19 protein-coding genes are annotated in these 17,622 nt (G+C 35.1%); 7 read left to right on the top strand and 12 right to left on the bottom strand.

Features of this window, described 5'->3' with window-relative positions; genetic code table 11:
• Positions 1-5: 5 nt before the first annotated feature.
• Both RA0C_RS07905 and RA0C_RS07900 read left to right on the top strand, forming a co-directional pair.
• Positions 6-2,261, top strand: coding sequence for an inorganic phosphate transporter (locus tag RA0C_RS07905; RefSeq protein ID WP_004916397.1), 2,256 nt, complete (start codon positions 6-8; stop codon positions 2,259-2,261).
• 144 nt (positions 2,262-2,405) lie between these two features.
• Positions 2,406-3,470 (top strand): DUF4407 domain-containing protein, encoded by a 1,065-nt coding sequence (locus RA0C_RS07900; RefSeq protein WP_004916396.1) that lies wholly within the window; start codon positions 2,406-2,408, stop codon positions 3,468-3,470.
• Between the two features lie 40 nt (positions 3,471-3,510).
• On the opposite strand, the gene RA0C_RS07895 is transcribed toward RA0C_RS07900, so the two are convergent.
• From RA0C_RS07895 to RA0C_RS07880, 4 genes are all read right to left on the bottom strand, one after another.
• Positions 3,511-3,864 carry a hypothetical protein gene (locus tag RA0C_RS07895; protein WP_004916395.1) on the bottom strand — a complete coding sequence of 118 codons (354 nt, stop codon included), beginning with the start codon at positions 3,862-3,864 and terminating at the stop codon, positions 3,511-3,513.
• Positions 3,852-4,664 (bottom strand): GLPGLI family protein, encoded by an 813-nt coding sequence (locus tag RA0C_RS07890; protein ID WP_004916394.1) that lies wholly within the window; start codon positions 4,662-4,664, stop codon positions 3,852-3,854. Before RA0C_RS07890 ends, RA0C_RS07895 begins: the two co-directional genes overlap by 13 nt.
• A gap of 58 nt (positions 4,665-4,722) precedes the next feature.
• A complete protein-coding gene (locus tag RA0C_RS07885; protein WP_004916393.1) occupies positions 4,723-5,223 on the bottom strand; it encodes a hypothetical protein in 501 nt (166 codons plus the stop codon).
• A gap of 168 nt (positions 5,224-5,391) precedes the next feature.
• The gene (locus RA0C_RS07880) at positions 5,392-5,964 is read right to left on the bottom strand and encodes a Crp/Fnr family transcriptional regulator (protein WP_013447063.1); all 573 of its coding nucleotides are present in this window, start codon (positions 5,962-5,964) and stop codon (positions 5,392-5,394) included.
• Between the two features lie 254 nt (positions 5,965-6,218).
• On the opposite strand from RA0C_RS07880, the gene hemA reads away from it, so the two are divergent.
• From hemA to hemE, 4 genes are read left to right on the top strand one after another with little or no spacing between them, the layout of a single operon-like run.
• Positions 6,219-7,496 (top strand): glutamyl-tRNA reductase, encoded by a 1,278-nt coding sequence (gene hemA, locus RA0C_RS07875; protein ID WP_014615061.1) that lies wholly within the window; start codon positions 6,219-6,221, stop codon positions 7,494-7,496.
• A complete protein-coding gene (gene hemC, locus RA0C_RS07870) occupies positions 7,471-8,391 on the top strand; it encodes a hydroxymethylbilane synthase (protein ID WP_004916390.1) in 921 nt (306 codons plus the stop codon). Before hemA ends, hemC begins: the two co-directional genes overlap by 26 nt.
• 11 nt (positions 8,392-8,402) lie before the next feature.
• A complete protein-coding gene (locus tag RA0C_RS07865; protein WP_004916388.1) occupies positions 8,403-9,062 on the top strand; it encodes a uroporphyrinogen-III synthase in 660 nt (219 codons plus the stop codon).
• Positions 9,063-9,089: 27 nt separating this feature from the next.
• Positions 9,090-10,115, top strand: coding sequence for a uroporphyrinogen decarboxylase (gene hemE / locus RA0C_RS07860; RefSeq protein WP_004916387.1), 1,026 nt, complete (start codon positions 9,090-9,092; stop codon positions 10,113-10,115).
• An 87-nt stretch (positions 10,116-10,202) separates the two neighbouring features.
• Here the strand turns inward: hemE and RA0C_RS07855 are convergent, their stop codons facing one another.
• Positions 10,203-10,613 (bottom strand): BrxA/BrxB family bacilliredoxin, encoded by a 411-nt coding sequence (locus RA0C_RS07855; protein WP_004916385.1) that lies wholly within the window; start codon positions 10,611-10,613, stop codon positions 10,203-10,205.
• Between the two features lie 130 nt (positions 10,614-10,743).
• Here RA0C_RS07855 and RA0C_RS07850 point away from each other — a divergent pair, with 130 nt between their 5' ends.
• Positions 10,744-11,034 (top strand): GNAT family N-acetyltransferase, encoded by a 291-nt coding sequence (locus tag RA0C_RS07850; protein WP_017686175.1) that lies wholly within the window; start codon positions 10,744-10,746, stop codon positions 11,032-11,034.
• On the opposite strand, the gene RA0C_RS07845 is transcribed toward RA0C_RS07850, so the two are convergent.
• The 7 genes from RA0C_RS07845 to RA0C_RS07815 all read right to left on the bottom strand — a co-directional run bounded on the left by RA0C_RS07845 (position 11,026) and on the right by RA0C_RS07815 (position 17,612).
• Positions 11,026-11,463 carry a thioredoxin fold domain-containing protein gene (locus tag RA0C_RS07845; RefSeq protein WP_026090391.1) on the bottom strand — a complete coding sequence of 146 codons (438 nt, stop codon included), beginning with the start codon at positions 11,461-11,463 and terminating at the stop codon, positions 11,026-11,028. The genes RA0C_RS07850 and RA0C_RS07845 overlap by 9 nt on opposite strands.
• Before the next feature lie 40 nt (positions 11,464-11,503).
• The gene (locus RA0C_RS07840; RefSeq protein WP_013447059.1) at positions 11,504-13,531 is read right to left on the bottom strand and encodes a TonB-dependent receptor plug domain-containing protein; all 2,028 of its coding nucleotides are present in this window, start codon (positions 13,529-13,531) and stop codon (positions 11,504-11,506) included.
• Between the two features lie 100 nt (positions 13,532-13,631).
• A complete protein-coding gene (locus RA0C_RS07835; RefSeq protein WP_013447058.1) occupies positions 13,632-14,861 on the bottom strand; it encodes a 3-deoxy-D-manno-octulosonic acid transferase in 1,230 nt (409 codons plus the stop codon).
• A gap of 2 nt (positions 14,862-14,863) precedes the next feature.
• The gene (locus RA0C_RS07830) at positions 14,864-15,319 is read right to left on the bottom strand and encodes a DUF1648 domain-containing protein (RefSeq protein ID WP_013447057.1); all 456 of its coding nucleotides are present in this window, start codon (positions 15,317-15,319) and stop codon (positions 14,864-14,866) included.
• Positions 15,320-16,033, bottom strand: coding sequence for a C40 family peptidase (locus RA0C_RS07825; RefSeq protein WP_004916370.1), 714 nt, complete (start codon positions 16,031-16,033; stop codon positions 15,320-15,322).
• A 4-nt stretch (positions 16,034-16,037) separates the two neighbouring features.
• A complete protein-coding gene (locus RA0C_RS07820) occupies positions 16,038-16,685 on the bottom strand; it encodes an O-methyltransferase (RefSeq protein ID WP_004916368.1) in 648 nt (215 codons plus the stop codon).
• Between the two features lie 90 nt (positions 16,686-16,775).
• Positions 16,776-17,612, bottom strand: a complete 837-nt coding sequence (locus RA0C_RS07815; RefSeq protein WP_004916365.1) for an OmpA/MotB family protein — start codon at positions 17,610-17,612, stop codon at positions 16,776-16,778.
• Between the last annotated feature and the right edge of the window lie 10 nt (positions 17,613-17,622).

Here is a 17,622-nt window from a genome sequence, read left to right as displayed (position 1 = left end):
ACAAAATGGAATATTTTATATTTGTTGTAGTTCTACTTTTTGTATTGGCAATTTCGGATTTAATTGTAGGAGTAAGTAACGATGCCGTTAACTTTCTTAACTCGGCGATAGGTTCAAAAGCGGCTCCTTACAAAACCATCATTATCACTGCCATTATCGGGATACTATTAGGCTCTGTTTTCTCTAGTGGCATTATGGAAATCGCTAGAAAAGGGATATTCTATCCCCAATATTTCACTTTTGATATTATACTCATTGTTTTCTTAGCAGTAATGCTGACAGATATCATACTATTAGATATTTTTAACAGCTTAGGACTTCCCACCTCTACTACTGTTTCTATTGTGTTTGAGCTCTTAGGAGCATCACTAATCAGTGGTATTTTGTTTTCTATGGCTAAAGACGATAAGTTAAGCGAAGTAGGCAAATACATTAACTTTGAAAGTACCTCTAATATTGTTTCAGGTATATTTCTATCCATATTGATTGCCTTTACTGCAGGTGTGGTTATACAGTACTTATGTAGATTATTATTTACCTTCCAATATGAAACCAAATTAGAGAAATATGGCGCTTTGTATTCGGGAGCTGGGATTACTTCTATTGTATACTTTCTTCTCATAAAAGGGCTCAAAGGCACCACTATCATCAGTTCAGAATCTAGAGATTTCATAAATAGTCATACTTGGGCTATATTGGGGGCTATATTTTTAATAGCTACTATTATCTTATTCTTACTACAAAAACAATATAAAATAAATCCTCTTAAGGTAGTGGTTTTAGCAGGCACTTTTTCTCTTGCTATGGCCTTTGCTGGGAATGATTTAGTGAACTTTATAGGGGTTCCTATCACAGGTTTTTTAGCCTTTAATCATTGGAAAGAAACAGGAATCCCAGCCAACGAGCTTTATCAAGACTATCTAGCCAGTAACGATATTATTGTACCCAATTATATGCTTATTATTGCAGGAATAGTTATGGGACTTACGGTGTGGCTAAGTGCTAAGGCTAAAAAGGTTACAGAAACGGAAGTCAATTTGGGAAGACAAGATGAAGGTGATGAAAAGTTTAAACCCAATGCTATTTCAAGAAATATTGTTAATTCATCTTTAGTTTTAGGTAATATTTTCAGTATCATCATTCCTACTTCTATTACGAAACGCTACAACAAAAGTTTTGAAAAAAGCAAGATAGAAGAAGCCACTATTGTACAAGAGCCACCAGCATTTGATTTGGTGAGAGCTGCTACTAATCTAGTAGTTGCTTCCATACTTATCGCTTGGGCTACCTCTATGAAGCTACCTCTATCCACCACCTACGTATCTTTTATGGTGGCTATGGGGTCTTCTTTGGCGGATAAAGCGTGGGGAAGAGAGTCGGCTGTTTATAGAGTTGCAGGAGTATTATCAGTAATTGGAGGTTGGTTTATCACTGCATTCATTGCCTTTACAGTATCTGCTTTATTCGCTTTTATTCTTTATAAAGGTGGAGAAATAGGTACATATATATTAGTTGCTTTAGTATTTACCTTTATTATAGCTTCTCAAATTTCATTCAGTAAAAAAGAGAAAAAAAACAAAACCGCAGAAGATAAGTTCAGTATATTAGACCTAGAAGACCTTAATCTAGTAGAAAAGTACCGTTCTCTAGTGAGTGCCGTAATTTCCGAAATTGCTCAAAGCTATGATGACACCATTAATGGACTTAGACAAGCCGATATGGCAAAACTGGAAAAAGCACATAAAACAGTCCTAGATTTAGAAGAGCACGGCAACAAATTAAGATCCAAGAGTATAAAATACATCAAAGGGCTTTCCTCTGGAGACCGTGATACTTCCGAAGTCTTGCTCCTTAGTAGTGATTTTGTTCAAGACCTTACGCAATCTGCCAAATCACTAAGCAACGAATGTCTTTTTTATGTTAAAAATCTACACCAACTTACTGATATTGAGTTCATAAAAGAACTTGACATTCTAGAAACAAAAATGAATCAGTTTTTCAATCATATCTTAGTCTCGCTAGAACAACCCGAAAACGAAAGTTTAGACGAAATAAAAAAAATGAGAAATGCCGTAAGAGCCCATATCAACGAAAAACTGGAGGGGCAGATAGGCATCATTAGCAAAACCAAGCCTAGCACCAAGCAAGGTATTCTCCAAACCAGCGTTTATCTACAAAGTAGAGATATACAGGCGGTACTAATGCGTATTTCCAAAATGTTTTTAAAATTATATGATAAAAAAGGCGTTACGGTACCATAAACATTAAAAATCAAATATTTTTTACAGAAAACCTCAACAGCATATGCTTCTGAGGTTTTTCTTTTTTACTATCACTTTATTTCAAACATAATTGTAACATAGCACAGATTTTGAATACTTATTACAAAAGTTTAGCAACAAAAAATGAAAACAAAACTTCAGAAGCCACTATCTACAAATCATAAAATAAATGGATTGCAATATTTCCTTCTCGTTTGTAGTGGTGCCAACATTCATATCTTGAAAAAAACGCCTAGCGAATGGAATAAATTTTCTGGAATAGGAGGCATTGTTTTTTTTACAGCAGTTTTTGCCACATTATCGGCTGGATATGCTATCTATACCATTTTTGATAACTTCTACATTTCCCTCATATTTGCTTTAATTTGGGGATTGATGATATTCAACCTTGACCGATACATTGTATCTTCTATAAAAAAGACAAGTTCTTGGTGGCAACAAATACTAATGGCAGTTCCAAGATTGATATTAGCAACTTTTTTAGGCATCATCATCTCTAAACCTTTGGAATTAAAGATATTTGAAAAAGAAATCAATAAACAGCTCAACACCATTATCCAAAGGAATAAGAAAGAGCTTCAACAAGAAATGCAAAGCAGAATTTTAACCCAAAGTTCGCCTTTTGAAACCGAGAAAAAACAAATTCAAGAAAAAATATTAAACTACCAAAAAGCCTACGATTCAGCATCTGTGGAACTAGAAAAAGAGGTGCTTGGGAAATCTTCTGCCCTTACCAGCGGAAAAGAAGGCTTTGGTCCCAACGCTAAAAGAAAATCGGAACTCAAAGAACAACGCCGATTAGATTTAGAAAATTACCAAAAACAAGTTGCCACTCGCTTAGAATATTTGGATAAAGAAATATCAAAAGTTTATTCTAATGTAGAAAAGGAACGTCTTCAAACCGAGGATTCAGAAAATAGATTTAATGGTTTTGCCGCAAGGCTTCAAGCACTAGATGAACTGGGAGAAAATACCTCAATCATTGCTGTTGCGGCGATGTTTATTATGGGATTATTTATTTGTCTAGAAATTTCTCCTGTCTTAGTGAAACTTATCTCGGGAGTTGGACCTTATGATTTCTTACTAGAGAAAAACGAAACCGAATTTAAAGTCTATGCCCAGGAAAAAATAGAGAAAAACCAAATAGCTTCAGAAAAAAGGTTAGATGAGTTTAAAAGAAAGTTATAATAGTCAAAAATGGGGAGTGTTTCCCAACACCCCCCATATACTAAAAAGCTCCTACTCTAAGTTTATTCTGTGAAAAACGACTATAATTTCTTAAAAAACCGAATTTAGTATTTCTAGTTATTTCTTCTATTGAAGCCTTTCCGCTAAAACCATCATTACTATTAACATCTATTTCCAAACCTTTGATGGTTCCATTAGGATTATATTTAACATTTGAAAAATTAAAAGTAATATTTTTACTTTTTAATTTCTCTTTTGCAAAATCTAATGAATCCTTTGTCCAATTCAAATTAATATACACCTCCACTTTCTTATCAGAAAACTTCATTTGTGCTTTCATAGCTCCCGATATTACTAAAAACACTGTTAATCCTAAAAACTTTATCTTATCCATAATTCATCTTTTTCTATTGAGTTGTTGTGATTATTCATAAAATCCCAAACAAATTTATTGTACGCTTTATACTTTTCCGCATTATTTACCTCTTTTCCGCCAATATAAGTTTTATACTTAAATGAGTTTGAGCTATCTCTTTGTTGCATTTTGTAACTTGGATTTTCGGCAAATTTTTCGAGCAACTCCTTATATTTCTCTCTATTTTTAATCAAGATAGCTTCAGGAAAATCTATTTCTTCCTCATTCCTTTCTATCCCATTAAGAGTTATGCTATAATCACCATCTTTGCTCCTTAATTCTAAAATTAGACCTGGAAGATTTTTAAATTTAAACGGGCCTTCTGCAACAGGAATATCCGTTGTAAACCAAGCAATATACTCCCTTCCTCTATAACTTCCCTCCGCTTTAAAAGCCTTTAAGGAATCTATTTGCCTCATATTATCTTTTATATCCCATTTTGGAAATTCTTTTTCCTCATACTTCATAAAATCATTATCAATAGGTCTTAAATGAAAAATTTTAGAATCTTCTTTTATAATAAAATAATTATTACTCACTTTATTAGGGTTAATTCCTTGCTTCATAGCCTCCCCCTGATGATTAATTAAATAATCGTATTTAATACTAAAATATAAGGATTGATGATCACGAATTTTTAAAACAAAAATATCTTCTTCTATATAAGATAAATTATTTTTATTTGGTCTATAAACCATCTTATAAGTGACATCTAAGTTTTGAGGAAAAATACTAAAATTCCAAAAAACAAGAAAAAAAAGCAATAATTTAATTCTCATTTTTGATAAAATTTAAAAGACTATATCAATGAAATGATACAGTCTTTTCATTTACTAACTAAATTCTTTCCTTTGCTCCTACTTTTATGAAATACAGGTTAATTTCTTTTTTCTGATTTCCATCTAAGTTATTTAAAGCATTAACGAATTTATTTCTGTATTCATTAAATTTGTCGTTATCTTCATTTTTATAATAAGACAACATTAGTGCTAAGTTATTATAAACATTATCTGCTAGTTCATTATTCATACTCTTTAACAAAGAGGCAAAAAAGCTTATACGTTTGTATTGTCCTTCATTAATTGAAATATCTTTAATATTAACATTTCTAGGTTGTTGTTCTTTAGGGTTTGAAGGGGCACAATCACAACTAAAAAATCCACAAGCACAAGAACAGGTTCCTGCCCCTGCACAAGAATTAAACCAACACTTAGCACTACAATCAAATCCTTTATCCATATCTTTAGAATATTTTGGAAACTGCACCAATCCTCTATCATTAGCGAAAGAGAATAAAAATATTAGAATGAATGTAGATATAAAAAATTTTGTTCTCATAATAAAAAATGTATTATCCTACTACTTTGCAATATGCTTCACTTTTAAAAAGTGGGACGTTTTCGGATTATCACCCCTAACAATAATTCCGTAGCTACTAAAATCATTAATGACACAAATTTGAAAAAATAAACTCAATTAATCAATGAACAAATGTTAATAAATCAATTACTTGATTAACTTTTTTTTCACTCTACATAGATGCTGCGGGGTTATATGTAAAAAAGAAGCTAATAGCTTATTAGAAATTTTTTGTCGCAGTTTCGGAAAATAAAGTTCCATATCACTTACTTGTTCCTGCAGAGTAAGATTATTTATAAAATGGAATTTTTTCAAATGATAATCTTGAAATTTTTCTAAAATATGTGCGTAAATATTCTTAAAATTAGTAGAAGTCTCCAAAAGTTTCATAAAATCAGAGAATGAAATAGAAACTCCAGAAACATCATTTACGGCCTCAATATATTCCACACTTGGAATGCAATTACGGAAACTAACCCAATTGGTACAGAAATCATTTTCAAAATAAAATCTTCTTGTTATTTCCAGATCTGTTTCACCAGTATAATATGCTCTCATTATACCCTCGTCAATAAAATATATCTTATCAACTATAGCTCCAACAGACGAGATGCAAGAACCTTTAGTGTAAGTATAAGCTTCAACACACTGCTCTAACAAAGCTATTTCTTCATTAGAAATATTATAATTATCTTCTAAATATTTGACAAGTTTATCCACTAATTATCCTTTACAACAAATAACTACAATTATATACTTTCTATAGGCTAATATGGTATGACAAATATAATGTTTTTTGAAAAAATATTCTACTCCAATAAGCAAGCTAATTGAAAATCCACAACAATTCTAATTGACAACCCCAATTAAGATTCATTCCAAATAACTTGATTAGAGAAATTTAGTTTCCTTACTCTACTTTAAAGTTTTTACCAAACCAGAAAAAAACTGTAAATTTGCAGTCTCATAAACTTATGCATTTCCCAAATAGCTCATATAAGACTGCACACTTCACAGTGCTTAGTATTAGCTTCGAAAAGGCTGATACGGAAACTCGTGGTAGATTTGCTTTTTTTGATGAACATATACAGGATTTTGTCAATAAAATTCATGAGAAAAATATGGGTGATGCTTTTGTGGTTTCTACATGTAATAGAACAGAAATCTACACCACTAGCCATAACTATATGTTTGTAGCACAGCTTTTTTGTGACATTGTAGGAGTAGATTTAGTAGAGTTTATAAAATACTGTGATGTCAAAAAAGGAGAAGATGCCCTCAATCATCTTTTTCGTGTGGCAGCAGGCTTAGAAAGCCAAATATTAGGCGATTTTGAAATTATTTCTCAGATCAAAAAGGCTTATTCTAGATTTAAAACTTACAAAAGAACTACCAACTCCTATATGGAGAGAGCCATTAACTATGCCATTCAGATTTCAAAAAAGATTAAAAATCAGACAGGAATTAGCAATGGTGCGGCTTCGGTTTCTTACGCTGCGGTACATTATATTCTCAACCATAAAACGCAACTTCAAGATAAAAACATTTTGCTCTTAGGGATAGGCGAAATTGGACAAAATACGGTAGAAAATCTCATGAAACACCTCTACCGCCCAAAGGTTAAAATAGCTAACCGAACTCTAGAAAATGCTAAAATAGTAGCTGATAAATTTGGAATCCCGTACACCGATTTTTCTAATGTTAAAGAAGAAATTTCTAACACAGACATTCTAATTGTAGCTACAGGAGCATCTAAACCCATTATTAACAGAGAAGATTTACCAGAAGGTAAAGAAATGCTAGTCATAGACCTTGCTATTCCTCATAATGTAGATAAATCCGTAGAGGAACTTCCTTTGGTGGAGCTGATAGATGTGGATAAACTTTCTGAAAAAATACAGGAAACCTTAGAAATTAGAAAAAAGGAAATCCCTAAAGCAGAAAGGATTATCAAGGAAATGGGAAAAGAGTTTTTAGAGTGGGAAAAGAAAAGAAAATACACTCCTAATATCCTTCATTTTAAATCTTCTTTAAAGAAAATAGAAGAAAACGAAATGCACCATTTCTACCGCAAACACAAATACATAGGTATAGAGGATATGGAGCTAAGTAACAAGGTTATCCAAAAAATCACCAACAGATTTGCGAAGTTCATCATAGATAATCCAATGAAAGCAGAGGAAATTTCTAAGCTAATGAACGATATTTTTGTACAACAACCAATAGATGAGTTTAATGAAAAACACCATTAAAATAGGCACCCGAAATTCACCTTTAGCTTTATGGCAAGCTAAGGAAGTGGCAGCAGCTTTGGAACAAAAAAACTATGCTACCGAAATTGTACCTATCGTTTCGTCTGGTGATAAAAATTTAACTCAACCGCTTTATTCTTTAGGCATTACAGGAGTTTTCACCAAAGATTTAGACATTGCTCTACTCAATAAACAAATAGATATAGCTGTACATTCTCTTAAAGACGTCCCTACACAATTACCTCAAAATATAGCGCTGATAGCCTACTTAGAAAGAGATTATCCGCAAGATGTATTAGTAAGAAGTAGCAACGCTAAAGACAAGTCGCTAGAAGAACTCACAATAGCAACTAGCAGCCTTCGCAGAAGAGCCTTTTGGTTGAAACAATTCCCAAATACCAAATTTTCGGACATCAGAGGTAATGTACAAACCCGACTGCAAAAACTAGAAGACGGCATCGCAGATGCAACGCTGTTTTCTTTAGCTGGTCTTAAAAGAATGGCATTAGATATTCCGTATGAGCATTTACCTTTTATGATTTCGGCTCCTTCGCAAGGGGTGGTTACCGTAGCAGGACACACTGATAATACCGAAATCAACGAAATTGTGAAAACCATCAACCACCATCAGACCCAAGTATGCGTGGAAATAGAACGCCAATTTCTGAACAGATTAGAAGGCGGTTGTACAGCACCAATCGGAGCTTTTGCAGAGTTTAATGAGGAAGAAATTAAATTCCAAGGGAGATTATGCTCATTGAACGGAAAAGAATGCCTTGAACTTAACGAAACTTTTGCGTGGAAACAAGGAAGAAACTTCGGTAATGAACTCGCCGATAAACTCCTAGCTAATGGAGGTAAAGCCATAATGGACCAAATTAAAAAAGAACTTTAAACTCTTTTTTAATGGCTAGTTCTATTCTCTTGACTAAGGAAATCAATCCTGAAAAACGCCAACTCCTGTTAAACGAAGGACTAGAGGTTGATACCAAAGATTTTATTAGAATTAAATTCATCAATACCGAAAAGATTAGTCTGCGTAATAAAACACTTATATTCACTAGTGCAAATGGGGTAGAAGGCTTTTTTAAAAACGGTTTTGATGCACCTCATTCATCTGTGATTTGTGTAGGTGGCAAAACTGAAAGCAAACTTGCAGAAAAAGGCATCAAAACTCTACATACGGCTAAGAATGCCGAAGAATTAGCCTCGTTTATACTTCAACAGCAATGGGATAATCCTGATTTTGTTCACTTTTGTGGCAACCTTGCATTGGATACTTTAGAAAAAAGCATCGCTAATCACAATGCGAATTATATAAAGAAAATAGTTTACGAAACCGAACTTCTATACCCTACTCTTAACAAAAAATATGATGCTTTAGTTTTTTTTAGTCCAAGTGGAGTTCGTAGCTTTGTAAAAAATAATTCTATAACCGATGAAATGGTCTTTTGTATAGGAAATACTACCGCTTTGGAAGTGGCAAAATACACCTCACAGAAACCTATAATTAGCACCAAGCAAAACCTCAACGATTTGCTTAGTCTAGTAAAATCGGTAGTCTAACCAACTTTAAAAATGAATAAAAATATGATGATAAAGAACGATTTATATCTAAAAGCCTTGCGTGGAGAATCGGTAGAAAGACCTCCTGTGTGGATGATGCGACAGGCAGGGAGATTTTTGCCTGAATTTCGTGCCTTGAGAGATAAGTATGATTTCTTCACTAGATGCCAAACGCCAGAATTAGCGTCGGACATTACTTTAATGCCTATTAAAAGATTTCCGCTAGATGCTGCTATTTTGTTCTCGGATATTTTAGTAGTACCTCAAGCGATGGGCTTAGATTTCCAAATGAAAGAAAGTGTGGGTCCTTGGCTAGAAACGCCTATAAGAACTAAGGAACAAGTAGAAGCCATAGAGATACCTGATGTTAATGAGCGTCTGAGCTATGTGTTTGATTCCATAGAACTCACACTACAAAAACTAGATAATGAAATTCCGCTTATAGGCTTTGCAGGAAGCCCTTGGACGATACTTTGCTACTGTGTAGAAGGCAAAGGCAGTAAAGCCTTTGATGTGGCTAAGTCTTTCTGTTTCCAACAACCCGAGGCGGCACATTTGCTGTTACAAAAAATTACGGATACCACCATTGCTTATCTTAAAAGAAAGGTAGAGAAGGGCGTGTCTGCCGTTCAAATATTTGATTCTTGGGGTGGTATGCTTTCTCCAGAAGATTATCAGGAATTTTCGTGGCAGTATATTCAGCAGATTGTAGAGGCACTTAGCCCTTTAACCCACGTGGTAGTATTTGGTAAAGGATGCTGGTTTGCATTGGAGGAAATGACGCTCTCTAAAGCCTCTGCTTTGGGAGTAGACTGGACCATCACTCCCGAATTGGCAAGAACTTACACCAATCACACGATGACACTGCAAGGTAACTTTGACCCTGCTCGTTTGCATTCGACCCCAGAAACCATCAGAAAAATGGTAGATAATATGATACGCCGATTTGGCAAAGACCGCTACATTGTAAATCTAGGGCACGGTATCTTACCTAATATCCCAGTAGAAAACGCCGAAGCCTTTGTTCGTGCGGTGGTAGATTGGAAAGAATAGAGAAATTATTTCAATAAAATATTATTCAACAGAAAAAAGAGCTACACTAAAAAGTACAGCTCTTTTTTTATTTAATTTACTTTTTCTCTAGCAGTACTCTTCGTAAGCCGCTTGTAGATTAGCCGCGATAGCTTCCGCAGGATTACCCTCTATGTGGTGTCTTTCTATCATATGTACCAATTCGCCGTCTTTGAACAAAGCCACACAAGGTGATGATGGCGGAAATGGAGCTAAGTGCCTTCTCGCCTCCACGACTGCCTCAAGGTCAAACCCAGCAAAAACGGTTACTAAATTATCTGGTTTCTTATCTCCGTTTAGAGAATATAACACCCCTGGTCTAGCCGCTCCCGCTGCACAACCACACACCGAGTTTACCATAAGCAATGTAGTTCCAGAAGCTTTTAGAGCCTCATTTACTAGTTCCGGAGTTGTTAAATCTTTAAATCCGTTATCTGTCAATTCTGCCTTCATTGGCATTACTAATTCTTGTGGATACATAAATATTTCTTTTTATTTGGCTACAAATTTAAACAAATATTATTTACCAAAAGGAAAGCCTCCGCAGGAATGTAGTGGATAAAAAACAGTTTGCATGAATTTTGCTGCTACTGAAACCAAAACAAACACAATGAATTTTAAGAACAACCAAACAGGAAATGGCGGATTTATAGGTATGTCTAACGACACCGAAGAAATAGGACGACTGACCTACACCATTCTACCAGAGAAACAACAACTCATCATTTCATTTGTAAACATTTTTCCGAAGTTTGAAGGGCGAGGCTTAGGAAAAGCTCTAATAAGAGAAGCCATTAGCTTCGCTAGAGAACACCAATGGACTATCTATCCGCATTGCTCCTACGCTCGTGCTGTGATGATGAGAATGGAGCACCTAGACGATGTCTTCCCCTCAATATGATGCCACAAGTTCCGAAAGCTGCTCCTTAGACCAATAGCCCTCATAGGTGGTTAAGATATTTCCATCTTTATCCAACAATACCCACAAAGGATAAACTTGACTGCGAGGCGAAAAATAATACGCAAGTTCGTGTAGCCCTGATGTGCTTCCACTGGCATAATAACGGTAGATTTTACCAAAAAACGAAAGACTTCGTTTCTCTTTTTCTGCATTCAAATCCAAGAGATAAACACGCTCCGATAGTAAACGAAGTAAAGTAGGAGCCTGTTCTAAATCTTTAATCTGTTTCTTACAGACCGAACACCAATCGGTACGAACAAACACCAAAGTATTTCTGGGTTGAGAAAGTATCAAAGTATCAAATGCCTCCCAAGACACAAAAGGAAGCTGCTGTGCCTTGGGGAAAAACACCATCATAAAAAGTGTCATTTGAATCCGTAAGATGTTTTTAAGCATTTGATGTTCTGTTTTATTTAATGTTATATCTCAATCCTACAAACCCTCTGATGCCCAACATTGGAGCATAGCCATATTCGGTATCAAAGGTATAACCATACGGGTTACTCGGCTCCGAAACTTTTGTATCAAACGGGTCAAACGGTCGCATAATAGGATTTTTAGGTGTAAAATTAAACAAGTTTTTCACACCACCATACACCTCTATGCCGAGTTTAGAAAAATGTTTTCTAATCTGAATATTCGCTAAAGTGTACCAAGGCGAATGGGCTGGTCTGAAATCATCAGGCAACACAGGCAAACGCATCGGTCCATAAAAAGCCCCCGTAAAATCGGCGCTCCATTCCTTTGGAAAATTATAGCTGATAGTATAAGTTCCCGACCATCTGGGAGCAAATAGCTGCTGTAGGGTTTCCGTTTGCCCATCTTCTTCGTATTTCTGATACACCTCCATATAAGACGCTCCCAAATTAACTGTAAGTGGCGACCCTAATTTTAATTCTGTATTCAGTGAAACGCCTTTACTCACCGCATAGCCTTTCAAATTTTGATAAATAATTTGGTTGGGATTGGTATCAAAATCCCCAATGATTTTATTAGTGAAATGAGAGTAAAACCCGACCACATCAAAATTAACGTAACCGCCAGAGGTATAAATTTTGTGCGTAAGATTAAAATTTCCGTTGTAGGAGCGTTCAGGATTCAAGGCTTCCGAAATCACCACTTCCCGAGACCCTGTAAGGGCAGCGTGGTCTTCCGTAAAAAGATTAACTACTCGGAACCCCGTCCCAAAACTCGCCCTCAAATTGGTTTGAGGAGCCAAACTCCATTTATACGCCACTCTTGGTGAATGTATCGCTCCGTGAATTTTAGACCAATCTAATCGGTAGCCTACCAATAAAGTATTTTTATCGTTGATATTCCATTGGTTTTGAGCAAAAATCCCTGGCAGCCAATCATTTTGAGGCTGATTAATTTTTCCGTCTTTAGAAAGTGTCCCTGGCGTATTATCGTCGTAATATACATTTTTGACGGTAGCTCCCAATAAAAAATCAGATTTACCCAAAGTCTTATCCCAATAGATTTGTCCAAACGCCGTAGATTGCTTCGCCAAATAAGGCACATCGCCATAAAACGAATCTTGATGATGATAGTTATACGAAAATTGAGTAACCACTTTTTCTTTTATTGGAAGTTGATAAGTTCCTATCGCTTCAAATCTTTTGGTATAAACACTTTCACCATAAACATCATCACTCCCTCGGTGTTTTTTCTCCCATTCTAAAACGCCTCCAAAACGGTCTTCGTTAAGATACCTTAAAGCCAAACTCGCCACTCTTCCTTCATTTCTTTGGAAATCCCATTTATTGAATACTGAAATTCGGTTTTGTAATGCCGCATCGGTAAAGTTGTCCTTATTCTTATCTATTTTATTTTGAAAATTGAAATAATTAAGGCTTAATAAAGAGGACACCTTATCGTTTAATCTAAATTTACCGCCAATGTCTGTATTGTGTTCGCCCCAAGAAGTGGAGTTAAGATTAAGCGTTAAACGCGGTGCAGTAAGTGCGTTTTTAGTAATGATATTGATGATACCTCCCATTGCTTCCGAACCGTAAAGGGACGAAGCGGGACCTTTAACCACTTCCACCCGTTCTATCATACTATTTGGGATACCATTAAGCCCGTAAACTGTGGAAAGAGAGCTTACAATCGGCATTCCATCAATTAAAATCAAAGTGTATGGTCCTTCTAACCCATTGATATGAATATCTCCCGTATTGCAAACGGAACAATTAAGTTGCGGACGCACACCGTTAATCATTTCCACCGATTCCATAATACTGGGAGTGGGATTCTTTTCAAAAAATTTTGCAGAAAATACCTCTACCGGCACAGGGCTTTTATCTCTACTTACCGCCTTTAGCGTACCCGTCATTACGATTTCTTCTATATTTTTAGAAGATTTAGCAGAGTCTACCTCTTGAGAAAAAACGCTTATACTAAAGCAACTACCTAATAAAAATAATGTTCGTCTCATATAAAGTTACATTTGTCTTTTTAAAAAGTTAGACAAATCTAACAATTATATTTAAAACAACAAAACCTCGCTTTATTTTTTAACGAAAAAACAAGATAAATTAAAATTTAGACAGGATATGTTCCGTAGCTTTAGGCTGATTAGAGATGAAAACTTCTGCATTATTAGCCATTCTTGCCCTCAAAGATTCATCTAAAATTAAAGATTGAATAAATTGAACCACCTCTTCTGGAGTAGAAAAAAAACTACCTCCTCCATACTCAATAAGTGCGTCGGCTTCTGGGTTTTTACGATATTTATCTCCGAACAAAACAGGATTTCCAAAAACAGCCGATTCCAAAATATTGTGCAGCCCCGCACTATGAAAACCGCCGCCCACCACCGTTATATCCGCATAAGCATAAATTCTAGAAAGTAGCCCTATAGTATTTATAATAAGGATATTATTTTCTTTATTGTTCTCTAACTCTTGCTCATTTAGTTCTGTATATAACAATGCTTGAGGAAACTTTTTCTTAAGTATAGACACTCGTTTTAAATCGTGTGGGGCGATGATGAGTTTAACTTCATTGTTAACTTTTGTAACCTTTTCAGCGATGATTTCTTCGGCTTCCCAAGAGCTTCCGAAAACGAGTAATAGGCTTTGGTCTTTGAACTTTTTAATCAATGGTATTTCTTCAAAATTAGCTTTAGTCGCCTTTACTCTATCGTAACGAGTGTCCCCTGAAAGAGATGATTGAGATAAACCTATCCCCTGAGCTAAAGCCAACGAATCTTTAGTCTGATGGAAAAACCAATCTATATTCTTTTTTAATTCCGCCACCATCCATTTTCCATAAGGTTTAAAAAACACTTGAGATGGATAAAATAATGCCGAAACCACGAAAGTTTTTACATGCTTTTGCTTAAGTTCACTAAGTAGATTGTACCAATAGTCGTACTTTACAGTAAAGAAAAACTCCACTTGGAAATGATTTAAAAAAGAGGCTACTCCCTTTCTAGTGTCAAAAGGTAAATAACAAATGGCATCTGCGATAGTTTTCTTTTTAATTACATTTTCGTAACCAGAAGGAGAAAAAAAGGTAACCAATACTTTATAATCGGGATATTTTTTCTTTAATCCTTCCAATACAGGTAAGCCTTGCTCGTATTCACCTAGACTAGCGGCGTGCATCCAAATCACTTTATCGTTTGGAGAAAAGGCATTTTTAACAATAGTATTGCTTTTTTTTTGTCCCTCCCAACCCTTTCTGATTTTTGAATTGAAAACACTCCCCAACCTAAAACCAATAATTAGTAAGCGTATAAATATGAAGTATAAAAATTTCATTTTTATCTATAGATGTAAGATAATACCATATAAACGAAAGGAACAACAAATACACTTATAAAGCAAATAATAATGTAAGGCTTAAACTGTTTTCTACACGCTGGTTCTGTACAAATTGTAATGGAAAGAAGAACGTGTTTAAAAACCAAAATTCCCAATAAAAGTAACTTCGTCATCAAATCTCCCATATACAACTGCACTTCTCTATTTTCTGGTGTAATGGGTACGATAAGGTTAGGTTCAGATTCAGGCAACACCACCATAAATAAACTCAAAATAAACCCTGCCAAAGCTGGTAGGAAAAATATCATTACACGGGATCCCCAAGCATCAGGCTCTAAATATAAATTAAAGTGGGTAGGTATTTTTTGAGGTAGTTTAGGGTAAGCCTTTATTGCCCTTACAAAGAGTAGTAGCAATAATATTACATTTATAATATCTAAGCCTTTAAACAACATTTATAAAAGCGTTTTAATAAATCTGAGTTTATGTGTGTGTTTGTTTTGGTCTTTATTAAAAATCCCTACGGAATCCAACTCGTCTATCCTTACTTTACCGTGAGCGTGAATTATTTTTCGGTCTTCTAGCATAATGCCTACATGGGTAATTCTGCCTTCTTCATTTTCAAAAAAAGCTAAATCTCCCGCTTGTGCCTCTTCTATAAAATCTAACACTTGCCCTACTTCCGCTTGTTGATAAGCATCTCTCGGGATTTTTATGCCACTTACCTTATAAACAATTTGAGTAAAACCGCTGCAATCTATCCCAAAAAAACTACGCCCACCCCAAAGGTAAGGTACATTTAAGAACTTTTGGGCAGTATCTTCAATGAAATTTCTAGTATTTGTAATCGTGGTTTCCTCTACACCTGACTCTATTTCGGAGCCAATGGATAAAAGTAATTTTTCATCTCCAAAACCATATTCCAAAAAGGGTTGTTTAACAAGACTTTTTTTACTTTCATTAATATTTTCGTCTGAAATTATTTTAAACTGTTTTGCATCAGCCCAACCTTCATAGCCGTCAAAATCTATTTTTATATGCACCCAATTTCCTTCTTGAGAAAGAATCTCCACAGACTCTCCATACAATACTTGAGTGATAATTTCTGCCCTATCAGAACTTTCTGAACGCACGGGTACTACCGAAACACTCGCAACCGCTCTACTCATGATTTTATTTTTTTCTTGCCAAATTTAAACCGTCTCGCAAAGGTAAGATTAGATTTTCAAAATCGGGGTCTTTTGCTAAGATTTCGTTTAATTCTTTAATAACTTGCGTTGATTTATCTTTAGAATTTTCCTCTAAAACCTTACCGTACCAAAGTACATTATCAAACATCAAAACGCCACCCGAATTTAGTCTATCTTTCACAGCATTGAAATAATTAACATAATTACCCTTATCCGCATCTACAAAAACCATATCAAACATTTCTTGGGTTGAATTAAGATAATCCAAAGCGTTCTCTAGCCTAAAATCTATCTTGTCAGAATAGATGCTTTCTTCAAAATATTTCTTTGGGATATAGGCTAAATCTTCATTGATGTCTAAAGTAGTGATTTTACCTTCGTCAGGTAAACCTTCAGCCATTGACAAAGTAGCGTATCCTGTAAACGTCCCAATTTCTAGCACCGATTTAGGACGCAAAAGTTGAGAAATAATAGACAACAACCTCCCCTGCTGAACGCCTGAAATCATATGAGGCTGTGTCGTTTTCTGATAAGTTTCTCTCCTTAATTTTCTAAGAATTTCAGGTTCACTAGATGTATGCAGTTCCAAATAGCGATCCATATCGGGACATTGTTCTTCAAAAAAACCCATAAGTTTCTGAATAATTTAATTTTAATTAAAAAAATACCTCACTAATATAGATAAAATTAGTGAGGTGCTAAAAATTTTATATGAGATAATTTATCTTTTCACTGGAGCGATGTCCATAAGCTTCATAAACTCATCTAGTTTAGGCATAATGATGATTTCTGTTCTACGATTTTCTGCACGCCCAGACACACTCATATTAGTCGCCTTAGGGTTATACTCGCTACGTCCTCCAGCCGTAATTCTACTTGGATCTACCCCAAACTGATTTTGCAATACTTTAGCCACAGAAGTTGCTCTTAAAGCTGATAAATCCCAGTTATCTTTTGGTAAACTCGCAGAGTTAAGTGGTACATTATCCGTGTTTCCTTCGATTAAAACAGAGTATTTATCGTAGTCGTTAATCACTTTAGCTACCTTTCCTAGCACTTCTTGTGCCGCTGGAAGAATATTATAATCTCCTGATCTGTAAAGCATTTTATCAGAAAGTGAAATCATTACCACTCCTTTAAGTACCTTTACCTGAACATCTTGGTCAGCCACATTATCTAACGAACGCTTAAGTTTGTTAGATAATGCTAAATTTAAACTATCATTTCTTGCATTAGTAGAAATAAGTTGCTTAATATAAGCATTAGACGCGTTAATTTCTCCAACCAATTTATCAATATTTGCAGAAGATTTTCCACTATTAGAAAGACAAGCATCTAGCGAAGACTTAAGAGCTTCATTTTGTCTGTTCAGAAGGTCATTTTGACTTGTTAATCCTGCATTAGAGGACTTTAAATCTTGAATTTCTCTTTGACGCTCGGCTGCACTTTCTAGGCAGTCTTTGTAGTTAAGATTTAAGGCATCATACTGCTTTTTGCTGACGCACGAGGTCATTGCAAGTGCCATTGCCCCAACAGCTAAAATTTTTGTAAACTTCATCTTAATCATT

This window comes from Riemerella anatipestifer ATCC 11845 = DSM 15868, assembly GCF_000252855.1.
Classification (GTDB): domain Bacteria; phylum Bacteroidota; class Bacteroidia; order Flavobacteriales; family Weeksellaceae; genus Riemerella; species Riemerella anatipestifera.
This window is presented reverse-complemented; position numbering and strand designations above follow the sequence as displayed.

What these genes read in the sequence shown, in the direction of transcription:
- RA0C_RS07905 (WP_004916397.1), top strand. Translation starts at nt 6, where the DNA reads ATGGAATATTTTATATTTGTTGTAGTTCTACTTTTTGTATTGGCAATT.
- RA0C_RS07900 (WP_004916396.1), top strand. Translation starts at nt 2,406, where the DNA reads ATGAAAACAAAACTTCAGAAGCCACTATCTACAAATCATAAAATAAAT.
- RA0C_RS07895 (WP_004916395.1), bottom strand. Translation starts at nt 3,864, where the DNA reads ATGGATAAGATAAAGTTTTTAGGATTAACAGTGTTTTTAGTAATATCG.
- RA0C_RS07890 (WP_004916394.1), bottom strand. Translation starts at nt 4,664, where the DNA reads ATGAGAATTAAATTATTGCTTTTTTTTCTTGTTTTTTGGAATTTTAGT.
- RA0C_RS07885 (WP_004916393.1), bottom strand. Translation starts at nt 5,223, where the DNA reads ATGAGAACAAAATTTTTTATATCTACATTCATTCTAATATTTTTATTC.
- hemA (WP_014615061.1), top strand. Translation starts at nt 6,219, where the DNA reads ATGCATTTCCCAAATAGCTCATATAAGACTGCACACTTCACAGTGCTT.
- hemC (WP_004916390.1), top strand. Translation starts at nt 7,471, where the DNA reads ATGAGTTTAATGAAAAACACCATTAAAATAGGCACCCGAAATTCACCT.
- RA0C_RS07865 (WP_004916388.1), top strand. Translation starts at nt 8,403, where the DNA reads ATGGCTAGTTCTATTCTCTTGACTAAGGAAATCAATCCTGAAAAACGC.
- hemE (WP_004916387.1), top strand. Translation starts at nt 9,090, where the DNA reads ATGATAAAGAACGATTTATATCTAAAAGCCTTGCGTGGAGAATCGGTA.
- RA0C_RS07855 (WP_004916385.1), bottom strand. Translation starts at nt 10,613, where the DNA reads ATGTATCCACAAGAATTAGTAATGCCAATGAAGGCAGAATTGACAGAT.
- RA0C_RS07850 (WP_017686175.1), top strand. Translation starts at nt 10,744, where the DNA reads ATGAATTTTAAGAACAACCAAACAGGAAATGGCGGATTTATAGGTATG.
- RA0C_RS07845 (WP_026090391.1), bottom strand. Translation starts at nt 11,463, where the DNA reads ATGACACTTTTTATGATGGTGTTTTTCCCCAAGGCACAGCAGCTTCCT.
- RA0C_RS07840 (WP_013447059.1), bottom strand. Translation starts at nt 13,531, where the DNA reads ATGAGACGAACATTATTTTTATTAGGTAGTTGCTTTAGTATAAGCGTT.
- RA0C_RS07835 (WP_013447058.1), bottom strand. Translation starts at nt 14,861, where the DNA reads ATGAAATTTTTATACTTCATATTTATACGCTTACTAATTATTGGTTTT.
- RA0C_RS07830 (WP_013447057.1), bottom strand. Translation starts at nt 15,319, where the DNA reads ATGTTGTTTAAAGGCTTAGATATTATAAATGTAATATTATTGCTACTA.
- RA0C_RS07825 (WP_004916370.1), bottom strand. Translation starts at nt 16,033, where the DNA reads ATGAGTAGAGCGGTTGCGAGTGTTTCGGTAGTACCCGTGCGTTCAGAA.
- RA0C_RS07820 (WP_004916368.1), bottom strand. Translation starts at nt 16,685, where the DNA reads ATGGGTTTTTTTGAAGAACAATGTCCCGATATGGATCGCTATTTGGAA.
- RA0C_RS07815 (WP_004916365.1), bottom strand. Translation starts at nt 17,612, where the DNA reads ATGAAGTTTACAAAAATTTTAGCTGTTGGGGCAATGGCACTTGCAATG.